This window comes from Pseudomonas fluvialis (genome assembly GCF_002835605.1).
Lineage (GTDB): Bacteria > Pseudomonadota > Gammaproteobacteria > Pseudomonadales > Pseudomonadaceae > Aquipseudomonas > Aquipseudomonas fluvialis.
Genome location: NZ_PIYS01000034.1, coordinates 23,935 through 44,621, shown reverse-complemented (window position 1 = coordinate 44,621; position 20,687 = coordinate 23,935). Strand labels below are relative to the sequence as shown.

Annotated in this window: 22 protein-coding genes and 1 pseudogene; 18 read left to right on the top strand and 5 right to left on the bottom strand. The window is 63.8% G+C overall.

Features of this window, described 5'->3' with window-relative positions:
• The first annotated feature begins 26 nt into the window (after nt 1–26).
• On the top strand, nt 27–998 hold the full coding sequence (locus CW360_RS16425; protein ID WP_229727223.1) for a response regulator: 972 nt from the start codon (nt 27–29) through the stop codon (nt 996–998).
• Between the two features lie 4 nt (nt 999–1,002).
• The gene (locus tag CW360_RS16420; RefSeq protein ID WP_101194422.1) at nt 1,003–1,446 is read left to right on the top strand and encodes a PAS domain-containing protein; all 444 of its coding nucleotides are present in this window, start codon (nt 1,003–1,005) and stop codon (nt 1,444–1,446) included.
• A 4-nt stretch (nt 1,447–1,450) separates the two neighbouring features.
• Here CW360_RS16420 and rhlE1 read toward each other — a convergent pair whose 3' ends face one another.
• The gene (rhlE1, locus tag CW360_RS16415; protein ID WP_101194421.1) at nt 1,451–2,770 is read right to left on the bottom strand and encodes an RNA helicase RhlE1; all 1,320 of its coding nucleotides are present in this window, start codon (nt 2,768–2,770) and stop codon (nt 1,451–1,453) included.
• A gap of 98 nt (nt 2,771–2,868) precedes the next feature.
• Between rhlE1 and CW360_RS16410 the strand changes: the two genes are divergently transcribed.
• On the top strand, nt 2,869–3,528 hold the full coding sequence (locus CW360_RS16410) for a hypothetical protein (protein WP_101194420.1): 660 nt from the start codon (nt 2,869–2,871) through the stop codon (nt 3,526–3,528).
• Here CW360_RS16410 and CW360_RS16405 read toward each other — a convergent pair.
• Nucleotides 3,512–4,345 carry an SDR family oxidoreductase gene (locus CW360_RS16405; protein WP_093985622.1) on the bottom strand — a complete coding sequence of 278 codons (834 nt, stop codon included), beginning with the start codon at nt 4,343–4,345 and terminating at the stop codon, nt 3,512–3,514. The two genes, CW360_RS16410 and CW360_RS16405, sit on opposite strands and share 17 nt — an antisense overlap.
• A gap of 215 nt (nt 4,346–4,560) precedes the next feature.
• On the opposite strand from CW360_RS16405, the pseudogene CW360_RS16400 reads away from it, so the two are divergent.
• Nucleotides 4,561–5,310 (top strand): annotated as a pseudogene (locus CW360_RS16400) (substrate-binding periplasmic protein).
• On the opposite strand, the gene CW360_RS16395 reads toward CW360_RS16400, so the two are convergent.
• Nucleotides 5,295–5,984: a DUF6901 family protein gene (locus CW360_RS16395; protein WP_157825317.1), complete on the bottom strand. Its 690-nt coding sequence runs from the start codon at nt 5,982–5,984 to the stop codon at nt 5,295–5,297. The pseudogene CW360_RS16400 and the gene CW360_RS16395 overlap by 16 nt on opposite strands.
• Before the next feature lie 157 nt (nt 5,985–6,141).
• Between CW360_RS16395 and CW360_RS16390 the strand changes: the two genes are divergently transcribed.
• From CW360_RS16390 to CW360_RS16375, 4 genes are all read left to right on the top strand, one after another.
• Nucleotides 6,142–7,398 carry an ATP-binding protein gene (locus CW360_RS16390; protein WP_101194418.1) on the top strand — a complete coding sequence of 419 codons (1,257 nt, stop codon included), beginning with the start codon at nt 6,142–6,144 and terminating at the stop codon, nt 7,396–7,398.
• Nucleotides 7,395–8,732, top strand: a complete 1,338-nt coding sequence (nosR, locus tag CW360_RS16385) for a response regulator c-di-GMP phosphodiesterase, NosR family (protein WP_101194417.1) — start codon at nt 7,395–7,397, stop codon at nt 8,730–8,732. The genes CW360_RS16390 and nosR overlap by 4 nt, the downstream gene beginning before the upstream one ends.
• A gap of 4 nt (nt 8,733–8,736) precedes the next feature.
• The gene (locus tag CW360_RS16380) at nt 8,737–9,267 is read left to right on the top strand and encodes a response regulator (RefSeq protein WP_101194416.1); all 531 of its coding nucleotides are present in this window, start codon (nt 8,737–8,739) and stop codon (nt 9,265–9,267) included.
• A 114-nt stretch (nt 9,268–9,381) separates the two neighbouring features.
• Nucleotides 9,382–10,119, top strand: a complete 738-nt coding sequence (locus CW360_RS16375; RefSeq protein WP_101194415.1) for a substrate-binding periplasmic protein — start codon at nt 9,382–9,384, stop codon at nt 10,117–10,119.
• Here CW360_RS16375 and hrpB read toward each other — a convergent pair whose 3' ends face one another.
• Nucleotides 10,120–12,636, bottom strand: coding sequence for an ATP-dependent helicase HrpB (gene hrpB / locus CW360_RS16370; protein ID WP_101194414.1), 2,517 nt, complete (start codon nt 12,634–12,636; stop codon nt 10,120–10,122).
• A gap of 109 nt (nt 12,637–12,745) precedes the next feature.
• Here hrpB and CW360_RS16365 point away from each other — a divergent pair, with 109 nt between their 5' ends.
• The 5 genes from CW360_RS16365 (at nt 12,746) to trxA (ending at nt 15,980) form a co-directional block, all read left to right on the top strand.
• Nucleotides 12,746–13,156, top strand: a complete 411-nt coding sequence (locus tag CW360_RS16365) for a polyribonucleotide nucleotidyltransferase (RefSeq protein ID WP_093985629.1) — start codon at nt 12,746–12,748, stop codon at nt 13,154–13,156.
• Nucleotides 13,157–13,161: 5 nt separating this feature from the next.
• Nucleotides 13,162–14,031, top strand: coding sequence for a cation diffusion facilitator family transporter (locus CW360_RS16360; RefSeq protein ID WP_093985630.1), 870 nt, complete (start codon nt 13,162–13,164; stop codon nt 14,029–14,031).
• A gap of 314 nt (nt 14,032–14,345) precedes the next feature.
• Nucleotides 14,346–14,822, top strand: coding sequence for an Lrp/AsnC family transcriptional regulator (locus tag CW360_RS16355; RefSeq protein ID WP_093985631.1), 477 nt, complete (start codon nt 14,346–14,348; stop codon nt 14,820–14,822).
• 38 nt (nt 14,823–14,860) lie between these two features.
• Nucleotides 14,861–15,076 carry a DUF2788 domain-containing protein gene (locus CW360_RS16350; RefSeq protein ID WP_093985632.1) on the top strand — a complete coding sequence of 72 codons (216 nt, stop codon included), beginning with the start codon at nt 14,861–14,863 and terminating at the stop codon, nt 15,074–15,076.
• Between the two features lie 31 nt (nt 15,077–15,107).
• Nucleotides 15,108–15,980: a thioredoxin gene (gene trxA / locus CW360_RS16345; protein WP_101194413.1), complete on the top strand. Its 873-nt coding sequence runs from the start codon at nt 15,108–15,110 to the stop codon at nt 15,978–15,980.
• Nucleotides 15,981–16,042: 62 nt separating this feature from the next.
• On the opposite strand, the gene CW360_RS16340 is transcribed toward trxA, so the two are convergent.
• On the bottom strand, nt 16,043–16,384 hold the full coding sequence (locus CW360_RS16340) for a hypothetical protein (protein WP_101194412.1): 342 nt from the start codon (nt 16,382–16,384) through the stop codon (nt 16,043–16,045).
• Between the two features lie 124 nt (nt 16,385–16,508).
• On the opposite strand from CW360_RS16340, the gene CW360_RS16335 reads away from it, so the two are divergent.
• The 5 genes from CW360_RS16335 to CW360_RS16315 all read left to right on the top strand — a co-directional run bounded on the left by CW360_RS16335 (nt 16,509) and on the right by CW360_RS16315 (nt 20,516).
• Complete coding sequence (locus CW360_RS16335) at nt 16,509–17,174, top strand: DUF2796 domain-containing protein (RefSeq protein WP_101194411.1); 666 nt, start codon at nt 16,509–16,511, stop codon at nt 17,172–17,174.
• A 47-nt stretch (nt 17,175–17,221) separates the two neighbouring features.
• Nucleotides 17,222–17,932, top strand: a complete 711-nt coding sequence (locus CW360_RS16330) for an ABC transporter ATP-binding protein (RefSeq protein ID WP_101194410.1) — start codon at nt 17,222–17,224, stop codon at nt 17,930–17,932.
• A 2-nt stretch (nt 17,933–17,934) separates the two neighbouring features.
• Complete coding sequence (locus tag CW360_RS16325; RefSeq protein WP_101194409.1) at nt 17,935–19,200, top strand: ABC transporter permease; 1,266 nt, start codon at nt 17,935–17,937, stop codon at nt 19,198–19,200.
• A gap of 10 nt (nt 19,201–19,210) precedes the next feature.
• Nucleotides 19,211–19,720: a DUF3299 domain-containing protein gene (locus CW360_RS16320; protein WP_093985638.1), complete on the top strand. Its 510-nt coding sequence runs from the start codon at nt 19,211–19,213 to the stop codon at nt 19,718–19,720.
• Nucleotides 19,721–19,829: 109 nt separating this feature from the next.
• The gene (locus CW360_RS16315) at nt 19,830–20,516 is read left to right on the top strand and encodes an OmpW/AlkL family protein (protein ID WP_101194408.1); all 687 of its coding nucleotides are present in this window, start codon (nt 19,830–19,832) and stop codon (nt 20,514–20,516) included.
• The last annotated feature ends 171 nt before the right edge of the window (nt 20,517–20,687 follow it).

The following is a 20,687-nucleotide window of genomic DNA, read 5'->3' as shown; positions in this document are numbered from 1 at the left end:
CGCTTCTGGTTTGCGACGACTCCGCCATGGCGCGCAAGCAACTGATCCGCGCGCTGCCGGCCGACTGGCCGGTTTCCATTACCCAGGCTGCCCATGGCGAGGAAGCCCTCGCGGCGATCCGCCAGGGGCTAGGCCCGATCATGCTGCTCGACCTGACCATGCCGGTGCTGGATGGCTACCAGACTCTGGCGGCCCTGCAGGCCGAAGGCTTGCAGAGCCAGGTCATCGTGGTCTCCGGTGACGTGCAAGATGAAGCCGTGCGTCGGGTACGCGAGCTGGGCGCCCTGGATTTCCTGAAAAAACCCGCCGACCCCGCGCTGCTTCTGGAAACCCTGCAACGCCACGGCCTGTACCAGGCCGCCAACCAGCCAAGCAGCGCCCCGCCAGCGCCACGCGCCGAGCTGGAACTGAAGATCAACTTCCGCGATGCCCTGCGCGAGGTGACCAACGTCGCCATGGGCCGTGCTGCCGCACTGCTGGCCAAGGTGCTGGGCGTCTTCGTGCAACTGCCGGTGCCCCAGGTGAACATTTTTGAGGTCAGCGAGCTGCACATGACCCTGCTCGACGCACAGCGCGGCGAACGTCTCAGTGCGGTCTGCCAAGGGTTCATCGGTGACGGCATCGCCGGCGAAGCGCTACTGCTGTTCCATGACTCGGAAGTCGCCGACATGGCGCGCCTGATGCGCTGGCAACCCGCCGACGACGCGGAAACCGCCGAGATGCTCCTCGACCTGGCCAGCATCCTGATCGGCGCCTGCCTGTCCGGCCTGGCTGAACAGATCGATGTGCGCTTTTCCCAGGGCCACCCGCAACTGCTGGGCCTGCATGCGTCCATCGACCACCTGATCCAGCTCAATCAGAAGCGCTGGAAGAAAACCCTGGCGGTGGAGATCAGCTACAGCTTGGAAGGCCAGGACATTCACTTCGACCTGCTGCTGCTGTTCACCGAAGACTCGATTCGCCGCCTGACCCACAAGATCAACTACCTGCTGAGCTGAACCGATGCCCGCGCAAATCGATATCAAGGAAGTCCACTGGCTGCTGGACATCGTGCAATGCATCGATGTCGGCGTCATCGTGCTGGACCGCCAGTACCGTGTCGAGGTGTGGAACAGTTTCATGGAAAACCACTCCGGCCTCGGCCCGGACGAAGTGCATGGCAAGGAGCTGTTTGCCCTGTTCCCGGAAATCGACGCCGCCTGGTTCAAGCGCAAGGTAGACACCGTGGTGCAACTGGGCACCCGCGCCTTCAGCCTGTGGGAGCAGCGCCCCTACCTGATGCACTTCAAGAACTACCAGCCGATCACCGGCCAGGAAGATTTCATGTACCAGAACATCACCCTGCTGCCGCTGGCCGCCTCCAGCGGCACGGTGGAGCACCTATGCGTGGTGATCTATGACATGACGGCCGCGGCGACCCACAAGAAACAGCTGGGCCGCCGCTAAGCACTCACTTGCCGAAACGCGGCGCCTTGCGCACCGCGCGCACCTTGGGTGCGGCATCGTCTTCGAACCAGTTGCCCAGGTGTACCTTGCCCTTGCCAGGGGCCTTGCCGGCACCGGGAATAAGCTTCTGCTTGGGCTTCTTGGGCTTTTTCAGCAACTGCCCAGTGGCCGTGGTTTGCGGCACCCGGTGCTCGGGGCTGAAGCCCTCCTCCTCACTGCGCGGCAGCACCTGCCCGATCAACTGTTCGATGGCCAGCAGGCGCTCGACTTCGTCCGCGCACACCAGTGACAGCGCCTGGCCAGTGGCCCCGGCTCGTCCGGTGCGGCCGATACGGTGTACATAATCCTCGGCGACCTGCGGCAGATCGAGGTTGACCACCAACGGCAGCTGATCAATATCCAGGCCACGGGCGGCCACATCGGTGGCCACCAGTACCTGCACCTGACCATCCTTGAAACGCTGCAGGGCCCGCAGCCGCGCCGGTTGCGGCTTGTCGCCATGAATGGAGTCGGCACGAATCCCCTGTGCCAGCAACAGCTGTTCAAGCTCATCGACTCCCTTGCGCGTCTTGCCAAAGACCAGCACCTGCCCCCAGCCACGACGGCGCAACAGGTGCAGGAACAGCTCACTCTTGCGCTTCTTGTCGACCACGATCAGTTGCTGCTGCACGCTGGCCGCGGCGGCATTGCGCGGACTGGTCTCCACCTGCAGCGGATCACGCAGCAGCTCGCCGGCCATCTGGCGAATGCTCTCGGAAAAGGTCGCGGAGAACAGCAGGGTCTGCCGACGACGTGGCAGAGCACAAAACAGCTCGTCCAACTCGCGGGCAAAGCCCAGGTCAAGCATGCGGTCGGCTTCGTCGAGCACCAGCGCCTGCAGCTGGGCAAAGCCCACGGCATTCTGCCGGTACAGGTCTAGCAGCCGCCCGGGCGTGGCCACCAGCAGATCGACGCCCTTGCGCAGCGCCATCATCTGCGGATTGATGCTGACCCCGCCATACACCGCATAGCTACGCAGCGGCAGGCCCTCGGCATAACGCTGTACGCTTTGCTGCACCTGCTCGGCCAGCTCACGGGTGGGTACCAGCACCAGCGCCCGCACGCTGTTGGCGGCTACCCGTGGGCCGGCACAACTGAGCTGCTGCAACAATGGCAGGGTAAACGCAGCGGTCTTGCCGGAGCCAGTCTGCGCTGCAGCCAGCACGTCACGTCCCTTGAGCACGGCGGCGATGGTGGCACGCTGCACCGCCGTCGGGCTGCGGTACCCCAACTCATCCAGACGTTGCAGGAGGGGGGCGAACAGCCCCAGGTCGGCAAAACTCATCGGGTCACTCTCGGTGGCACAAAAACAGCCTGCAGTGTACCTGCTTGCACGACACAGATCAGGTAAAGTGCCGCCGCCCTCCTTTGCGAGCCCGAGCCATGAACCCACTGTCCGCACTGGGCGATGCCTGGTATTTCTATCGTCGCCATTGTCTGGCCATCAGCGGCCTGTGCCTGCCGCTGATTGTCCTCGAAGCCCTGCTACGCCAGGTCCTGAACAGCACGTTGAACACCGACCAGGCAGCCATCGGCGAGCTGTTGCTGAGCCTGCTGTGCTACCCGCTGTACGGCGCGGCACTGATTCTGTTCATCGACAATCGCCTGCACGCACAACCGGCCAGCCACGCCGCGCTGTATGCCGGAGCACTGCGTCTGTGGCCACGCATGGCGGTCCTCTGCGCCCTGGCCACCCTGCTGATCATGCTCGGCGCTTCGCTGCTGATCCTGCCTGGACTGTGGCTGATGGTGCGCCTGGCTTTTGCCGAATACCTGCTGGTTTTGCACGGTCTGCCGCCTCTGGCGGCACTGCGCGAAAGCTTCCTGCTCACTCGCGGCTATTTCTGGCAACTCGGCCCACTGCTGTTGGGCATCATCCTGCCGCTGTGGCTGCTGCATGGCTGGCTGGGCAGTCTGTTACCTGCGCCCAGCAGCCCGCTGGCAGTCCTCCTGGATAGCGGACATGCCCTGGCCCAGCTGTTTACCAGCGTACTGGCCTGGCGCCTGTGCCAACTGCGCCTGCAGCTTACTGAGGCGGCCTGAGGCCCGATAGGCGCGGCAACAGAACGCGCTCGAACAGGCGTGGGAAGAAACGCGCCAGCACCCGCGCACGCCAGTCGACATTGGACAGCACCAACAGGCGCCGCCGCTGTAGCGCGCCCTGGTAGATGGCTTCGGCAACATCCTGCGGCGAGGCCACTTTGCCCATGGCCAGCGGTGGCTGACGGGTCGGCGAGCCATCGCCCACCAGGGCATTCTTGCGCAGGTCGGTGGCGGTAAAGCCCGGGCAGACCAGCATGATATTGACCCCTGAACCGCGCAGCTCGAAGCGCAGGGTCTCGAACAGCCCGTGCAGGGCATGCTTGCTGGCGTTGTAGGCACTGCGGTAGAGCAGCGGGGCAAAACCCGACAGGGAACTGAGTACGATGACCTGGCCTTGCCGGGCAATCAGACTCGGCAAAGCCTCGCGCGTGCAGTGCAGCGCGCCGAAGTAGTTGACCGCCATGACCCGCTGGAACACCGCCAGCTCTGTCTCGGCGAAGGTGCTGCGATGGGTAATGCCGGCATTGTTGATCAGGATGTCGATGCCGCCAAAACGCTCCAGCACTCGCTGCATGGCCGCCTGCACCGCCAGCGCATCCGCCACGTCACAACACAGTCCGAGCGCCTCGACGTTATGGTGGTCGGCCAGGTGCTGCACCAGGCTATCCAGGGTTTCCTGTTGCAGATCGAAGATCACCAGGCGCGCACCCGCCTGGGCAAAGCGAATGGCCAGCGCACGACCGATACCAGCCCCGCCCCCCGTAACCACAACCACCTTGCGCTCAAACACCTTGTTGGCAAAGACCTTGCGATGCATGCCGCACTCCCCTGCTGGCTAAACAGCCTGAGCATAGCCCAAAGCACCCCAGTCCCGGGCAGAAGCCTGCGACGCCTGGCCTCAGCCCCGTCCCGGATCGCACATGTCAAACTGCCGCGCCACCATGACTTGTCAGAGACGCCGGTAGCTGCTTGTCTATGGGACAGAACAACAATAACTCAAGGATACCGCTCACCGTGCATCGGTTTGCCTGCATGGCGCTACTACTTCTGCTGAGCGGCCTGACCTGGCCTACCCTGGCCAGCCCCGCGCAGGACACCCGCCCGGTGATTCGCGTCGGCTTTTACGACTTCCCACCCTACAGCTATGAAGACCGCTAGGGTCGTGCCCAGGGCAGCCTGCTGGCCCTCACCCAACGCCTGCTGGAACAGGCCGGCTATCGTGCGGAACTGCGCATGCTGCCGGTCGCGCGCCTGTATGCCGGGCTGCAGAACGGCAGTGTGCATGTCTGGCCTGGCGCACCCGGAAAGCCCGAGCTGCAAGGCTACACCCTGGAAAGTCGCCACCACCTCGGACATATCGGCCTGCACCTGTACTTCCGCGCGGATACCGCTCCGCCCGCCTTGCCGCATGGCCTGGCAGGCCGCGGACTGATTCTGATCAGTGGCTATAGCTACTGGGCGCCGTACAGCCAGTGGCTGACAGACCCCAGCCTGCAACTCCAACTGCATCGCACCAGCAGCCATGCCGCGGCGCTGGCCATGCTGCAGCGTCAACGCGGCGACTTCATCCTCGACTATCAGGAGCCCCTGGAACAGCACAGCCAGCAGGCCGGTGTACTCGGCTTACGCTCCATCGAACTACAGCGCCTCCCCCTGACCCTGGTCGTTTCACGGCGCGCGCCTCAGGCCGAGCGCCTGCTGGAACAACTTGATCAGGCCTACCAACAGCTGCAGGAGGCCGGTGCAGACTTGCAGCTACCGGCGGATCATTCCTCCAGATAGGCGGCGTAATAGGGCAACAAATTGCGCTCCAGCTCCGCGAAAAGATCCTGCGTCTCGGCGGCCAACACATCCAGCACGATGACCCCGTTAACCCCGTGATCACTGTCCGCAAGCGCACGCAGACGATTAGCCATGCCCAGATTGACCTGGCGTAATTGCGCATAGAGCCCCGGCAACTCATGCAAGGCGAAGTCTGCCGACAACCCCTGCTGGGCACGCAGCATCTGTCCGATTAGATAGGCACCGACCACACGAAACAGCGTTTCATCCGCTTCACTGAAGGGCTGGTGAAAATAAGCCAACGGCAGGAAGGGGCGGGTATGTGGACAGCCCGAGGTAGCGCCCAGCAGGCCAATCAGCGAGCCCAATACACGCTGCAGGGTGGTGCGCTGCTGGATAACCCGACTGCGCCAGCGAATGGTCACCGTCAGCTCATCATAGGAGTTGCGCTGTTCGAGCGGCGCCAGTACCCGCGCCAAAGCGCGGGCAAACGGACACCAGGGCTGCTCTGCCGGCCGCAGCGGACAGTTGCGGCATTGCTGGTACTCCAGGCGCGCCCAGTCCGGCGGCGGAGCATCCTCGGGCGAAGCAGCCATGGCGAGTTCGATCAGGCAACTAGCCGGCTGACCACTGTCGAACTGCAACAAGTAACTGACTTGGGGAGCGTTATGCATGCCTACCTCGACGGCGACCACTGGCATATACGACGATCGACTGACGCCAAAATGCCATCACTGCCGCTTTTTGCGACTATGCTAAACATAGACTTGAATTGCCAATCCGGCTGCACGCATATCGCCGCACGCCGCTAGGCCAAGGGAGGTGCCCGTCATGCTCGACCACGCCTACACCCTGGCTGCCGTGGAGCAGATCGCGGCGGGCTTTTTCATTCTTGATCAAGATACCCGCATTCTCTATTGCAACCGCTTCATCGTCGAGCACAGCGGGCGCCCGGCCAGCCAGCTGATCGGCCTGCGCCTCAACGAAGCCTTCCCGGAAATCGATACCCCCGTGTGGCGTGCCATGCTGGAAAAGGTCTGGAATACCGGCACCGCCCTGCAAACCGTGTGGCACGACCAGCCCTATCTGATCCTGCTTGATCGCCAGGGTGACGTACCCATGCTGCAAGCCTCGCTGCTCTACCGCTTTGAACTGGACGACCAGCGGCTGTTCGGCTTGGCCATCTTCGATAACAGCCGCGCCGCCAAGAACAACCCCATGCTCGACGAGGCGCTACGCGCCCTCAAGCACAAGCATGACGAATTGAGCACGCTCAGCGAGCAGCTGAAAATGGCCAACCGGCAATTGCTGCAGTCGGAAAAGATGGCCGCGATTGGCCAGTTGGCCGCCGGCGTCGCCCATGAGATCAACAACCCGGTAGGTTTCGTCGCCTCCAACCTGAAAACGCTTGTGGGCTATGTGCGCCAGCTGCTGGAGCTGGTCGATCACATGAACGAATGGGGTGGCAGCGAACTGCAGCAACTCAAGGAACGCTTCGACTATGACTTCATCCGCGAAGACATCAACGGCTTGCTGGCGGAGTCCGCCGACGGTGTCGAACGGGTCAAGAAAATCATTGCCGCGCTGCGCGACTTTTCGCGCAGCGGCGACGACACTTTCAGCCTGGCCGACCTGCACGAAGGCATCGAAAGCACGCTCAAGGTGGTCAATAACGAGATCAAGTACAAGGCCGAAGTGATCCGCGAATACGGCGAACTGCCCCCGGTGGAATGTATTGCCGCACAGATCAACCAGGTCGTGATGAACCTGCTGGTCAACGCCGCGCATGCCATCGAGGAGTTTGGCCGTATCGTGATCCGCACAGGCGTCGAGCGCGACCAGGCCTTCATTGAAATCGAAGACAACGGCTGCGGTATCCCCGCTCACCTGCAGCGGCAGATCTTCGACCCCTTCTTCACCACCAAGCCGGTCGGCAAAGGCACCGGACTGGGCCTGGCGCTCTCCTACAACATCATGGAAAAGCACAACGGCCAGATCAGCCTGCGTAGCGCACCCGGCCAGGGCAGCTGCTTCCGCCTCAGCCTGCCGCTACGGCAGACCGCCAGTACGCCAAGGAGTACGGCATGAGCACAGCGGACCAAGACAAGCCCTGCATCCTGCTGGTAGATGACGAGGAGAGTATCCTCAACAGCCTGCGCCGCCTGCTGCGCAGCCAGCCCTACGAGTTGCTGCTGGCCAGCAGCGGCGCTCAAGCCCTGGAGCTGTTCAGCACGCACAAGGTCGACCTAGTACTTTCCGATGCCCGCATGCCGGGCATGGATGGCGCCGCGCTACTGGCGGAAATCCACAAGCGCGACCCGCAGTGCATGAACCTGCTGCTAACCGGCTACGCAGACATTGGCACCATCACCGCCGCGATCAACGAAGGGCGCATCTACCGCTACCTGAGCAAACCCTGGGACGACGACGAGCTGCTGCTGGCACTGCGCCAGGCACTCGCCCACCAGCATGCCGAACGCGAGCGCCAACGCCTGCTGCTGCTGACCCGCGAGCAGAACGAGCAACTACGTCAGCTCAATGCCAGCCTGGAGCAGCGCGTACAAGCGCGCACCGCCGAGCTGCAACAGACAGCCGACATGCTCGACCTGGCCTATGCCGAGCTGCGCCGCAGCTATGTAACCAGCACCGAAGTATTTTCCCTGCTGGTCAATCAACGCCTGCCCCGCAACAAGCAAACCAACCAGCAGGTCATCGCCCTGGTCCGCGCCTTCGCCAGCCATGCCAAGCTCGGCGAGGGCGACAGCCACGATCTGCATATGGCGGCGGCGCTGTACAACATTGGCAAACTCAGCTGGCCGGATGCACTGATCAGCGCACCGGCCGACCTGCTACACAGCAAGCAACGCGACACCTACCGCGCCTACCCTGCACAAAGCGAATCGCTGTTGATGTCGCTGGAGCCACTGCAGGATGCCGCCCGCCTGATCCGTCATCATCAGGAACGCTGGGATGGCAGCGGCTTCCCCGACCATCTCAAGGGTGACGCCATTCCCCTCGGCGCACGCATCCTCAAACTGGCCGTGGACTTCGTCGAACTGCAGTGCGGACTGGTGCTGGAGCGCCAGATGAACCACGACGAGGCGTTGCTGTTCCTGCAGAAGTATGCCGGACGTCTCTACGACCCCGACCTGATCGACGACTTCTGCCAGGTATGCGCTCAGCAACTGCCGGATATCACCCTGACCGACAGCGATGTGCGCGCCCTCGATACCCGCCGCCTGCAACCCGGCATGGTGCTGGCGCGCAACCTGCACGCCGATAACGGCATGTTGCTACTCAACGAAGGCAAGGCACTGTCGCCATTACTGATCGAAAAGCTGATTGCTTTTGAAGCCATCGAAGGGGCGCGCTACACCCTGTTTGTACGCGTCCCAGAACACCTGACAGCCCTGACGGAGTAAGCGCATGATTCGCCTGCAAGTCATCGACGACGAACCGGCCATCCTCAAGGCCATACAACGTCTGCTGCGCCAGGAGGACTGGCAGGTGGACACCTTCAGCGACCCGCAGGACGCCCTGCAAGCGCTGACCGGAGCAAGCTACAACCTGATTCTCTGCGACCTGCGCATGCCGCAACTGGACGGCATCACCTACCTGCAGTTCGCCCGCCAGCGCCAGCCAGGCGCCATGCGCCTGCTGTTCAGCGGCCACGGCGACCGCGAAAGCCTGGTGCAGGCCATCAACCAGGCGCAGGTACAACGCTTCATCAGCAAGCCCTGGGATGACTACGAACTCCTGGAAACCCTACGCAGCTGCCTGCAACTGCAACAACTGCAAATGGAACAGCAACGCCTGCTGCTGCAGGTGCAACAACAACAGGATCAGTTGCAACGCCAACAGCAGGCGTTACAAGAGATGCAGCGGCGCCACCCGCAACTATTCAGCCTGACCCGCGCAGAAGATGGCAGCATTCTGCTGGAGGAACATCCCGGATAACCCGCCCTGTGCATGCGGCAACAATTTTGCCACTGTCGCGACAACGCTGAGGCACTACACTGCTCGCTTAGGGACAGAACGCCCCCGCGCCGATCACAACCGACATGGACTGCTATGCCCGTCACGCTGGCCTGCCTGCTTGCCTTGCTTCTCGCCCTGCCCTGTTGGGCACAAAGCGTTGCCGAACCGCGCCCCAGCGTGGTGGTGCGCTACTTTGAGTTTCCGCCGTTCAGCTTCACCAATCGCCAGGGCCAGCCAGACGGCAGCGTGCTGCGCCTGACCCGTCGCCTACTCGAGGAAGCCGGTTATGCCGGGGATATCCGTGCCCTACCCAGCGCCCGCGTATATGCCGGGCTGGCGGATGGCAGTGTACAGCTGTGGCCAGGGGCTCCGGGCGTGCCACAACTGCAGGACAAGGTACTGGAGGCCGGCGTCACCCTGGGCCAGGTCACGCTCAATCTGTACTACCGTGAAGGCGAACCACGCCCCAACCTGCCGGGCGATCTGCGCGGCAAACGCCTGATCCTGCTCAACGGCTATACCTACCGCCCGCCGGTTTCCGACTGGCTGCGTGACCCGCGACTGCGCCTGCAACTGACCCACACGCGCACTCATCAGGCCGCGCTGGCCATGCTGGAACGGCGCCGCGGCGACTACCTGATCGACTACGACAGCCCGATTGATCGCGAATTGCGCGAAAGCGGTGATGCACCACCGCCCGCCATCCCCCTGCTGAAACTGCCGGTCAAGCTGATCTACTCGCGCCATAACCCGCAGGCCGAGCAACTCCGCGACGATCTCGACCGCGCCTATCAGACCCTGCGCGAAGCCGGTGTCGACCTGGACATCTGATCAGCGGCGCGGCTTGGCCCGCGCCGTGGGCTCGGCGATCAGCGGGTCATCCGGCCAGTAGTGCTTGGGATAGCGGCCCTTGAGGTCCTTCTTCACCTCGACATAGGTATTGGCCCAGAAGCTGGCCAGATCCTGGGTCACCTGCACCGGCCGCCGCGCCGGCGACAGCAGGTGCAGCAACACACGCTGCCGGCCGCCGGCAATGCACGGCGTCTCGGCCAGCCCAAACAACTCCTGCAAACGCACGGCCAGCACTGGCGGTTGTTCGCTGTAATCGATGGCAATGCGCGAGCCGGACGGCACGCTCAGGCTCTTCGGCGCCAGCTCATCCAGGCGCTGCGGCAGCGGCCAGGGCAGCAGGGCCGCGAGCATGGCCGACAGGTCGAGGCTGGCAAAGTGGCTGAGCCGGCTGACCTTGCCCAGGTAGGGCAGCAACCAGTCTTCCAGCGAATCGCGCAGCGCCGCATCGGACAGGTCTGGCCACTCGCTCTCGCCCTTCTGTTGCAGATCAAGCCGGCGCAACAGCGCGATGCGTGCCTGCCACTGGCGCAACTCCGGCGTCCAGGCCAGCAACTCCAGGCCCTTGCGCCGCACCAGGGCGAGCAGCGCGCGGCCACGTGCGGCCTCGTCCAGTTGCGGCAAGGCCCGGCTGTCGAGCACCAGCTCGCCAACCTTGCGCTGGCGCTCGGCACGCAGCACGCCCTCGCGTTCGTCCCAGTCGAGCACATCCAGTTCACGGACCTGCTCGGCCAGCGGCCCGTCGAACAGCGCAGTCTGCAGATCGGCGGCCAGATAGATGCGCTCCTCGCGCTGGCCCTGGCGGCTGCCCAGGTCGGCGATCACCAGCCACTCGTGCTTCATCAGCGCATCGGCCTCGGCAAACAGCGCCGCGCGGCCATTGGCCAGGCGGTATTCGGCCCCGCCGGCGCGGCGCTGACGGGCGATGCGGTCCGGGTAGGCGAAGGCCAGCAGACAACCGAGCCAGCGCGGATGCTCGGGGTCGGCCACCGCCTCAGTGGCCTTGCCGCGGAGATAGGAGCGGAACTGCCGGGCCAGCTGACGCGCGCGCTGCACGCCACCGCGGGAGCCACCCGACGCCCGCGATTCCCCCGCCAGCAGGCTCATACGACTGTGCAGATCGGCACCCGCGCCGCGCAGGATGTCGCGCTCGGAGAGCAGCGCCGCCAGGTCAGCCGCTAGCGCCCCGAGCCCCAGCGCCTGACCGCGCAGCAGCAGATGGGCGATACGCGGATGCGCCGGCAGCTCGGCCATGGCCTGGCCGTGGGCCGTGAGTACACCGCGTTCATCCAGCGCACCGAGGCGCGCCAGCAGATCACGGGCCTGGGCGAAGGCAGCCGGCGGCGGCACATCCAGCCAGGCCAGCTCTGAGGGTTCGACACCCCAGCGCGCCAGCTGCAGGGCCAGCCCGGCCAGATCGGCCTGCAGGATTTCCGCCTCACCGTAGGCGGCCAACTGATCGTGCTGGCTCTGCGACCACAGGCGGTAGCACACCCCCGGCTGCAGACGCCCGGCCCGGCCGGCGCGCTGAGTGGCCGAGGCGCGGGCGATACGCTGGGTGTCCAGACGGGTCATGCCGCTGGCCGGGTCGAAACGCGGCACCCGCGCCAGGCCGGCATCCACCACCACGCGCACGCCGTCGATGGTCAGGCTGGTCTCGGCGATATTGGTGGCCAGCACCACCTTGCGCTGCCCGGCCGGCGCCGGTTCGATGGCCGCGCGCTGCGCGGAGAGGTCCAGCTCGCCATGCAGCGGACAGAGCAGCACGTCCGCGCGCCCGGCCAGCTGGCCCTGCAGTTGCTCGGCCACCCGGCGGATTTCTGCCTGGCCGGGAAGAAAGACCAGCAGGCTGCCGGACTCGTCGCTCAGCGCCTGCAGCACCGTCTGCACCACGCGCGGCTCGATCCATTCGCCGGGCTGCCAGGGCGCGCCCCAGCGGATATCCACCGGGTACATGCGCCCTTCGCTGGACACCACCGGCGCCTCGCCGAGCAGCGCGGACAGCCGCTCGCCTTCCAGCGTGGCCGACATCAGCAGCACCTTGAGCGGCGTGTCGCGCAGCAGCTCGCGGCCATTGAGGGTAAGCGCCAGCGCCAGATCGGCATCCAGGCTGCGCTCGTGGAATTCATCGAAGATCACCAGCCCGACGCCCTCCAGCGCCGGGTCGTCCTGCAGGCGGCGGGCAAGAATGCCCTCGGTGACCACCTCGATGCGCGTACGCGGACCGACCTTGCTGTCCAGGCGAATGCGATAGCCCACCGTCTCGCCGACCGGTTCGCCCAGCTCGCTGGCCAGGCGCTCGGCAGCCGCGCGCGCGGCCAGACGACGCGGCTCCAGCATGACGATGCGCTGCCCGGCCAGCCACGGCTCGTCGAGCAGCGCCAGCGGTACGCGGGTGGTCTTGCCGGCACCGGGTGGCGCCTCCAGCACCGCTTCATGGCCTGCAGCCAAGGCGCGGCGCAGGTCGGGCAATACAGCGTCAATCGGCAGCGGTGTCATCATTTCTCCCCATCAGGGCAGCGATTATAGCGATGAACCTGACGCCTTCAGTGCGGTCGTTAGTCCAGCCCGGTATAGTTCGCCACCTTGTCATGTTGTGGAGGTCACCATGTCCCTGCGTCCCCTGGCAGCTCTGCTGATCATTACCCTGAGCGCACAATTAAGCGCCTGCGGCACCCTCTTCTATCCGGAGCGGCGTGGGCAGATTTCCGGGCAGATCGACCCGGCCATTGCCGCGATGAATGCGATCGGTGTGCTGTTCTTCGTCATTCCGGGACTGATTGCCTTTGCCGTGGATTTCTCCACCGGGGCTATTTACATGCCTGGCAGTCGCTACAGCCTGGCTCCCGAACGCTTGCAGCCGGCCCTTCAGGCCGATGGCCAGGTCGATCTGGCACGCCTGCAGGCGATTCTCGCCGAGGAACTGCAGCTGTCTCTGGCCCTCGATCACCCTGCGCTACAAGTCCATCAGGGTGAGTTGCCGCAGCTGGCTCGTTTTGGCCTGGCACCACGCGGCTGAGCCTCATGGCCATCTCCCAGGAACATGCCCGACTGCTCCGCCTGGCTAGCCGTACAGCGCTGGGCGTAGCCCTGACGCTGGTACTGGCCAAGGCTATCGCCTGGTGGCTGAGCGGCTCGGTAAGCCTGCTCGCCGGCCTTACCGACTCACTGCTGGACAGTGCAGCGTCGCTGCTCAACCTGCTGGCAGTGCACTATGCCATTCGGCCGGCCGACGACGACCATCGCTATGGCCACGGCAAGGCCGAATCACTGGCCGGACTGGCTCAGGCGGCCTTTATCGCGGTCAGCGCGCTACTGGTGGGCGCCCAGGCCATCCAGCGCCTGCAAGACCCACAGCCACTCGGCGCACCGCTGCTGGGCATTGCCGTGATGCTGCTGTCACTGCTGCTCACCGCCGCGCTCCTGCTGCTGCAACAACATGTCATTCGCCAGACTGGTTCACCGGCTATCCGCGCCGATTCGCTGCATTATCGTTCCGACCTGCTGCTCAATAGCAGCATCCTGCTGGCCCTGGCTCTGGCCGCCTATGGCTGGGAAGAACTGGATGCGCTGTTCGGCTTGGCCATTGCCGGCTATATCCTGTGGAGCGCACTGGGTATTGCCCGCGATTCGGTGGCGGTACTGATGGACGAAGAACTGCCACCCGAGGTGAGCCAGCATATGCATGCCCTGGCGATTGCCGTTCCCGGTGTGCAAGGTGCCCACGACCTGCGCACCCGCGTATCCGGCAGTCACTGGTACGTGCAGCTACACCTGGAGTTGCCTGGCCAGCTCCCTCTGGAGCAGGCTCATGCCCTGTGTGTCGCCGTAGAGCAGGCCATTACTCAGGCTTACCCCCGCGCGGAAGTACTGGTCCACGCCGATCCGGTATAAGCGTCGCACAAAAAAGGGCAACCCGAGGGTTGCCCTTTTTTGTTGTCCCGATGCGCGGCGGGTAGCTACGTGTTCATCGCCTGCCTGATTGGGCAGTGCGGACCCGGGGGCCTGGTCGCTCCGGTGGAAGCGCCGGCGCCGCGACACCTGGTTGGGCGAAGCGGTTGGACAACTGTCCGGGCCATGAATCTGGGAGAAATAATAAGCCCACAAGCGCGACAGATGTTTGCTAAAATTGCGCAATAAAGCCACTCCATAGCAACAAATAAAAATAAAAACACAAGAATGCGCAATAAACACAAAAGGAAAGCATCGTGAGCACTCTGGACCGTTACGACCTGAAGATCCTCGCCGAACTACAACGCGACGCCCGCGTGTCCAATCAGGAACTGGCCGAACGCATTGGCCTGTCGCCTTCGCCTTGCTCGCGCCGCGTCAAGCAGCTCGAGGATGACGGCCTCATCCTGCGCCAGGTAGCGCTGCTGGATCGCAAGAAGCTGGGGCTGACCCTCACGGCCTATGTGCAGATCGGCATGGATCGCCACACCCCGGAACGCTTCGAGAACTTCGAGCAGGCCATTCGCCAGTGGCCGGAGGTGCTCGAGTGCAGCCTGGTCACCGGCATGGATGCCGACTACCAGCTCAAAGTCGTGGTGCCGGACATGGAGCACTATCAGCAATTCCTGCTCGGCCGCCTGACGCGTGTCGAGGGCGTAACCAGCGTGCGCTCCAGTTTTGTACTCAACCAGGTGGTGTCCAGCACACAGCTGCCACTGAGCCATTTGCGTTAGAATCCGCGACCTGACGCAACCCACCCGACGAGGCCGGCATGGAACCCGAACAGTTCGAAGCCCTGATGATGTATGTACTGGTAGGCGGCCTGATGGCTTTCATGGCCTTCATCATCTGGGACCTGGCCAAGAAGTCCAAAGCCGGGCGCCTGGGTACCGCTATCCTGTTCCTCGGCCTGGGCCTGTGCTTGTTCGCCTTTGCCGCCAAGCCGATCATTGGCTATCTGATCGGCCTTGCCCAGGGTATCGAATAATTCCCGCGTTCTTTCTGGAAGCCCTTACGCCATGAGCGAGTCACCCTATATTTTCGATATTTCCGGTACCGCCAGTTTTGAACAGCTGGTCATCGAAAACTCCTTCCACAAACCGGTGCTGGTGGACTTCTGGGCCGAATGGTGCGCGCCCTGCAAGGCCCTGATGCCGATGCTCGCCAAGATCACCGAGGAATACCGCGGGGAACTGCTACTGGCCAAGGTCAACTGCGATATCGAGCAGGATATCGTCATGCGCTTCGGCATTCGCAGCCTGCCCACCGTGGTGCTGTTCAAGAATGGCCAGCCGGTGGATGGCTTTGCCGGGGCGCAAGCGGAGTCAGCCGTCCGCGAGATGCTCAAGCCCCACGTCGCCGAGCCAGCCCCTCTGACGGCCGACCCCATGGAGGCAGCCCGTGAGCTGTTCGAAGCCGGACATATCGGCGAGGCCGAGGCACAGCTCAAGCAGTTGCTGACCGAGGACAATGAGCAGGCTGCAGCACTGATTCTCTACGCGCGCTGCCTGGCCGAGCGCGGAGAACTGGGCGAAGCCGAGGCCGTACTAAACGCCGTAAAGGGTGACGAACACAAGCAAGCCCTGGCCGCCGCCCGCGCCCAGTTGACCTTTCTGCGCCAGGCAGCCAGCCTGCCCGAGCCGGCCACGCTCAAGGCGCGTCTGGCCCAACACAACCAGGATGACGAGGCCTGCTACCAACTGGCTATTCAACAGCTGGCCCGGCAACAGTACGAGCCGGCCCTGCAGGGGCTGCTGCAGCTGTTCGTACGCAACCGCGGCTACGCCGAGGGCGCGGCGCACAAGACCCTGCTGCAGGTCTTCGACCTGCTCGGTAACGACCACCCACTGGTTACCGCCTACCGACGCAAGCTGTACCAGGCGATCTACTAAGACTAAGGGCAACGGCAAGCCAGTCATTCGACGCGCCACGCGGTCACTTGAGGCTAATAACCCTACCCCAGCCAGCAATAGCGCGCCGTATCTCCAAGACTTTCCACGCGCACCTGCGGGCAATGGCGTAGCTGCACCAGCAGACGCTTGCCCGCCTGTGCACTGCCCGTCAGGCCGACCAACTCGGCGAGCAACTGCGGGGCATCCAACTCGCCCGCCGCGCATAAAAGCTCCTGCGCCTGCTGCAGCCAGGCGTTACCTTCCCCGGTGCGTCCTGGCGGGGCTGGCGTTCTGGCAACCGGCTGGGCGGCACACTGCGCGCTCAGAGCCGCCCAATCCTGCTCATCCAGCTCCAGGGTCAGGTCCACCGGCCAGGCCCCTATATGTCCGCGCACTCTGATCATTGCCTCACCTCCTGCAGTAGCTGCCCATGCTCCCATGCAAAGCACGTTGCGGCATAGTCTGGCTGGCCAGCCACAGCAAAACCTTGTTATAACGTAACAATCATTACATTCATCAGGAGCCGCCATGCGCCCTCTGCTTCTCGCCCTGCCCTTCGCCCTGCTACCGCCGACTCTCGCCCAGGCCCATCAGCACGCGCATAAACACGACCACACGCATGCGCATAACCATGAGCATGCCGAGCATGCCGAGCATGCCGAGCATGCCGAGCATGCCGAGCATGGCAGCCTGGGCACCCATGAGCACGGCACGGCCGAGCTCAATGTGGTGCTCGACGGCCAAACCCTGGAAATTGCACTGAAGAGTCCGGCCATAAACCTGCTCGGCTTCGAGCATGCCGCGAAAAGCGCCGCCGACAGGGCCAAGGTGTCCGCCCTGCAGCACCAGCTGCAAGCACCCCAGACCCTGCTGGGCCTGAGCAGTGGAGACTGCAGCCTGGCCAGCCACACGCTGGAAAGCCCGTTATTGGCTGCCGAGCAGGCGCACAACCCGCACGACCAGAAGCATCAGCACGGCGATGCCGAAGCGGCCCATGACCACGACGCCGAGCACAGCGATATCCACGCCCACTACCAGTTCGACTGCCAGCAGCCAGACGCCTTGAAACAACTTGATCTGAGCGAACTGTTCAAAGCCTTCCCCGGCATGGAGAAAATTCAGGTACAACTGATCGGCCCCGCCGGCCAGAAGGGCCTGGAGCTTGGCCAGGGCAAGACCACCCTTAGTTTCTGATCTTTTTCGACCAGCAGATCGGCCGGGGCAACCCGGCCGTTTAATGTATGAGCCAAGCGCTGATAGAACTGTCCGACCTCGGTTTTGCCTGGCCCGGCCAGGCGGAGTTGCTGGACATTCCCGCCTTCACCCTGCAGCGCGGGGAGAGCCTGTTCCTCAAGGGCCCCAGCGGCAGTGGCAAGACCACCCTGCTGGGCTTGCTCGGCGGCGTGCAAAAACCGCAGCGCGGTCAAATTCAGGTGCTCGGCCAGAACCTCAGCCAGCTTTCCGCCGGTGCCCGCGACCGCTTCCGAGTTGACCATACCGGCTATATCTTCCAGCAGTTCAACCTGCTGCCGTTTCTCTCGGTACGCGAGAACGTGCAACTGCCCTGCCATTTCTCGCGCCTGCGTGCGCAGCGGGCCCGCCAACGCCATGGCAGCGTCGACCAGGCCACGGTCATCCTGCTCGCCCACCTGGGCCTGGATCAGCCCGATCTGCTTGAACGACGCGCCGATGCGCTGTCCATCGGCCAGCAGCAGCGGGTGGCCGCCGCCCGCGCCCTGATCGGCCAACCGGAGCTGGTGATTGCCGACGAACCAACCTCGGCCCTGGACGCTGATGCCCGCGCAGCCTTTCTTCAGCTGCTGTTCGCCGAATGCCGCGAAGCCGGCTCCAGCCTGCTGTTCGTCAGCCATGACCAGAGCCTGGCACCACGCTTCGACCGTAGCCTGTCGCTGGCCGAGCTGAACCGCGCCACTCAACTGGCGGAGATCTAACCATGTACTTACTACGCCTGGCCCTGGCCAGCCTGGGCAACCGTCGCTTTACCGCCCTGCTCACGGTATTCGCCATCGCCCTGTCGGTATGCCTGCTGCTCGCCGTAGAACGGGTACGTAGCGAAGCACGCGCCAGCTTCGCCAATACCATCAGCGGCACCGACCTGATCGTCGGCGCGCGTTCGGGCAGCATCAACCTGCTGCTGTATTCGGTATTTCGCATCGGCAATGCCACCAACAATATCCGCTGGGACAGCTTCGAGCGCTTTGCCGAGCACCGCCAGGTGAAATGGGCCATCCCCATCTCCCTGGGCGATTCGCACCGCGGTTACCGGGTCATGGGCACCAGCACGGCCTACTTCGAACACTACCGCTACGCCCGTAGTCAGCCTCTGCAGCTGCGCGTGGGCCGCACCTTCACTGATGATCCCTTCGAGGTAGTGCTGGGCGCCGAAGTGGCCCAGGCCCTGGATTATGGCCTGGGCGAGCAGATCGTCCTGGCGCATGGCGTGGCCCGTATCAGCCTGCTCAAGCATGACGACAAGCCCTTTAGCGTGGTCGGCATCCTGGCCCGCACCGGTACCCCGGTGGATCGCACCCTGCATATCTCCCTGGCCGGCATGGAAGCCCTGCATATCGACTGGCAAAACGGCATGCCCGCCCGCGGCGCCGCGCAGGTCAGTGCCGAGCAAGCTCGGGCCATGGACCTGCAACCGAAACAGATCACTGCATTTCTCCTGGGCCTCAACAGCAAGATCGCCACCTTCAGCCTGCAGCGCGAGATCAACGAATACCGTGGCGAGCCGCTGCTGGCGATCCTGCCCGGCGTAGCCCTGCAGGAACTGTGGAGTCTGATGGGCACGGCGGAAAAGGCACTGTTCGTAGTCTCGCTATTCGTCGTGCTCACCGGCCTGATCGGCATGCTCACGGCCATCCTTACCAGCCTCAACGAACGCCGCCGGGAAATGGCCATCCTGCGCTCGGTGGGTGCGCGCCCCTGGCATATCGCCGGGCTGCTGGTGGTCGAGGCCTTCGCCCTGGCCCTGGCCGGGGTGCTGCTCGGCTTGTTGCTGCTGTACCTGGGCATTGCCGGCGCCCAGAGCTATGTGCAGGCCCACTACGGCCTGTACCTGCCACTCAGCGCGCCAAGTGGCTACGAGTGGCGGCTGCTCGGCGCTATCCTGGCGGCCGCCCTGCTGATCGGCTGTGTGCCGGCCTGGCGAGCTTACCGCCAATCCCTGGCCGATGGCCTGTCGATCCGCCTGTAGCGAGAGCCCCATGCGCCTGTTACCCGCATTGCTACTTTCCGGCCTGGCCTGTCTGGCCTTGGCTAGCGAACCCCGTTTGCTCAACTGGAGCGAGCTGATCCCGCCAGACGCACCTCCCCAACCCCTGCAAATTCAGCCCCTGCACGGCCTGGAACAGTTGGCGGCCGAGCTGGGCGAGCAAGCCCCAGCGGCCACACAACAGGGCATCGACGCCCCGGTGGTCAAGGCTCTGCATGGCCAACACATCAAACTACCGGGCTACATCGTACCGCTGGATATCGACGAGCAGAATCGCGTCAGCGAGTTTCTCCTGGTCCCGTTCTTCGGCGCCTGTATCCACGTGCCACCGCCGCCCAGCAATCAGATCGTCCACGTGCGCAGCGAGCTGGGCGTGATGCTGAACGATCTCTACCAGCCCTTCTGGATCGAGGGCGCGCTGAGCGTGGAAAGCATCGACAGCGAACTGGCGCAAGCCGGTTACCAGATGCACGCCGAGAAGATCTATCCCTACGAACTGTAGGTGCATAGCACCACTTCATTGAGCCAAGTCAAAAAACTCTTTAGCAAGCTACCTAACATAGGCTCCAGTAAGAACCACCACCTGACTACGGAAGTCACTGGAGTTATCAATGAAAAAAACACTGCTCGCCACCAGCATCCTGGCCATCGCCCTGACTGCTCCCCTGGCTCACGCGTACAAGGCTGGCGACATCATTGTTCGCGCCGGTGCGGTTACCGTTGATCCCCACGAAAGCAGCAGCGACATCTGGGTTGGCGCACTGAATACCGACGTTCCGGGCACCAAAGCCTCGCTGGACAGCAACACCCAGCTGGGCCTGACCGGCACCTACATGATCACCGACAAAGTCGGTATCGAACTGCTGGCCGCCACGCCGTTCAGCCACAGCGTAGGCGTCAAGGGCATGCCGGGACCGTTTGCCGGCCTGAATGGCAAACTGGCGGACATCAAGCACCTGCCGCCGACCCTGAGCGCCGTGTACTACCCGCTGGCTTCGAGCTCGGCTTTCCAGCCCTATGTCGGCCTGGGTCTGAACTACACCTGGTTCTTCGACACCGAGCTGACCAGCGCAGCCGAAGGCAAAGGCTTCAGCGGCTTCGACCTAGATGACTCCTGGGGCTTGGCTGGCCAGGTCGGCATGGACTACATGCTGACTGACAACCTGCTGTTTAACGCCCACGTGCGTTACATCGACATCGAAACCACGGGCACCACCAGCTTTGGTGGCCGCGAAGTGAAGGTCGATGTTGACGTCGATCCGTGGGTCTACATGGTAGCGCTGGGCTACAAGTTCTAAGCCCCGCTCCAACATGGCCAGGGCGGCAATGCCCCTGGCCATGTATGCATTGCGTGCGTTCCCCGGAAAGCGCACTCAATGGTCAGCTCCCTGGAGCTGCAAGCCGGCCACGCTTGGTGCCGGTGGTCTGAACCACAGTCCTTTGGGCATTCCCCAAGCGGCGCTTCGGCG

Excerpts from the sequence above, each read along its gene's own strand:
- CW360_RS16425 (WP_229727223.1), top strand. The coding sequence starts at position 27 with ATGGCGCGCAAGCAACTGATCCGCGCGCTGCCGGCCGACTGGCCGGTT.
- CW360_RS16420 (WP_101194422.1), top strand. The coding sequence starts at position 1,003 with ATGCCCGCGCAAATCGATATCAAGGAAGTCCACTGGCTGCTGGACATC.
- rhlE1 (WP_101194421.1), bottom strand. The coding sequence starts at position 2,770 with ATGAGTTTTGCCGACCTGGGGCTGTTCGCCCCCCTCCTGCAACGTCTG.
- CW360_RS16410 (WP_101194420.1), top strand. The coding sequence starts at position 2,869 with ATGAACCCACTGTCCGCACTGGGCGATGCCTGGTATTTCTATCGTCGC.
- CW360_RS16405 (WP_093985622.1), bottom strand. The coding sequence starts at position 4,345 with ATGCATCGCAAGGTCTTTGCCAACAAGGTGTTTGAGCGCAAGGTGGTT.
- CW360_RS16395 (WP_157825317.1), bottom strand. The coding sequence starts at position 5,984 with ATGCATAACGCTCCCCAAGTCAGTTACTTGTTGCAGTTCGACAGTGGT.
- CW360_RS16390 (WP_101194418.1), top strand. The coding sequence starts at position 6,142 with ATGCTCGACCACGCCTACACCCTGGCTGCCGTGGAGCAGATCGCGGCG.
- nosR (WP_101194417.1), top strand. The coding sequence starts at position 7,395 with ATGAGCACAGCGGACCAAGACAAGCCCTGCATCCTGCTGGTAGATGAC.
- CW360_RS16380 (WP_101194416.1), top strand. The coding sequence starts at position 8,737 with ATGATTCGCCTGCAAGTCATCGACGACGAACCGGCCATCCTCAAGGCC.
- CW360_RS16375 (WP_101194415.1), top strand. The coding sequence starts at position 9,382 with ATGCCCGTCACGCTGGCCTGCCTGCTTGCCTTGCTTCTCGCCCTGCCC.
- hrpB (WP_101194414.1), bottom strand. The coding sequence starts at position 12,636 with ATGACACCGCTGCCGATTGACGCTGTATTGCCCGACCTGCGCCGCGCC.
- CW360_RS16365 (WP_093985629.1), top strand. The coding sequence starts at position 12,746 with ATGTCCCTGCGTCCCCTGGCAGCTCTGCTGATCATTACCCTGAGCGCA.
- CW360_RS16360 (WP_093985630.1), top strand. The coding sequence starts at position 13,162 with ATGGCCATCTCCCAGGAACATGCCCGACTGCTCCGCCTGGCTAGCCGT.
- CW360_RS16350 (WP_093985632.1), top strand. The coding sequence starts at position 14,861 with ATGGAACCCGAACAGTTCGAAGCCCTGATGATGTATGTACTGGTAGGC.
- trxA (WP_101194413.1), top strand. The coding sequence starts at position 15,108 with ATGAGCGAGTCACCCTATATTTTCGATATTTCCGGTACCGCCAGTTTT.
- CW360_RS16340 (WP_101194412.1), bottom strand. The coding sequence starts at position 16,384 with ATGATCAGAGTGCGCGGACATATAGGGGCCTGGCCGGTGGACCTGACC.
- CW360_RS16335 (WP_101194411.1), top strand. The coding sequence starts at position 16,509 with ATGCGCCCTCTGCTTCTCGCCCTGCCCTTCGCCCTGCTACCGCCGACT.
- CW360_RS16330 (WP_101194410.1), top strand. The coding sequence starts at position 17,222 with ATGAGCCAAGCGCTGATAGAACTGTCCGACCTCGGTTTTGCCTGGCCC.
- CW360_RS16325 (WP_101194409.1), top strand. The coding sequence starts at position 17,935 with ATGTACTTACTACGCCTGGCCCTGGCCAGCCTGGGCAACCGTCGCTTT.
- CW360_RS16320 (WP_093985638.1), top strand. The coding sequence starts at position 19,211 with ATGCGCCTGTTACCCGCATTGCTACTTTCCGGCCTGGCCTGTCTGGCC.
- CW360_RS16315 (WP_101194408.1), top strand. The coding sequence starts at position 19,830 with ATGAAAAAAACACTGCTCGCCACCAGCATCCTGGCCATCGCCCTGACT.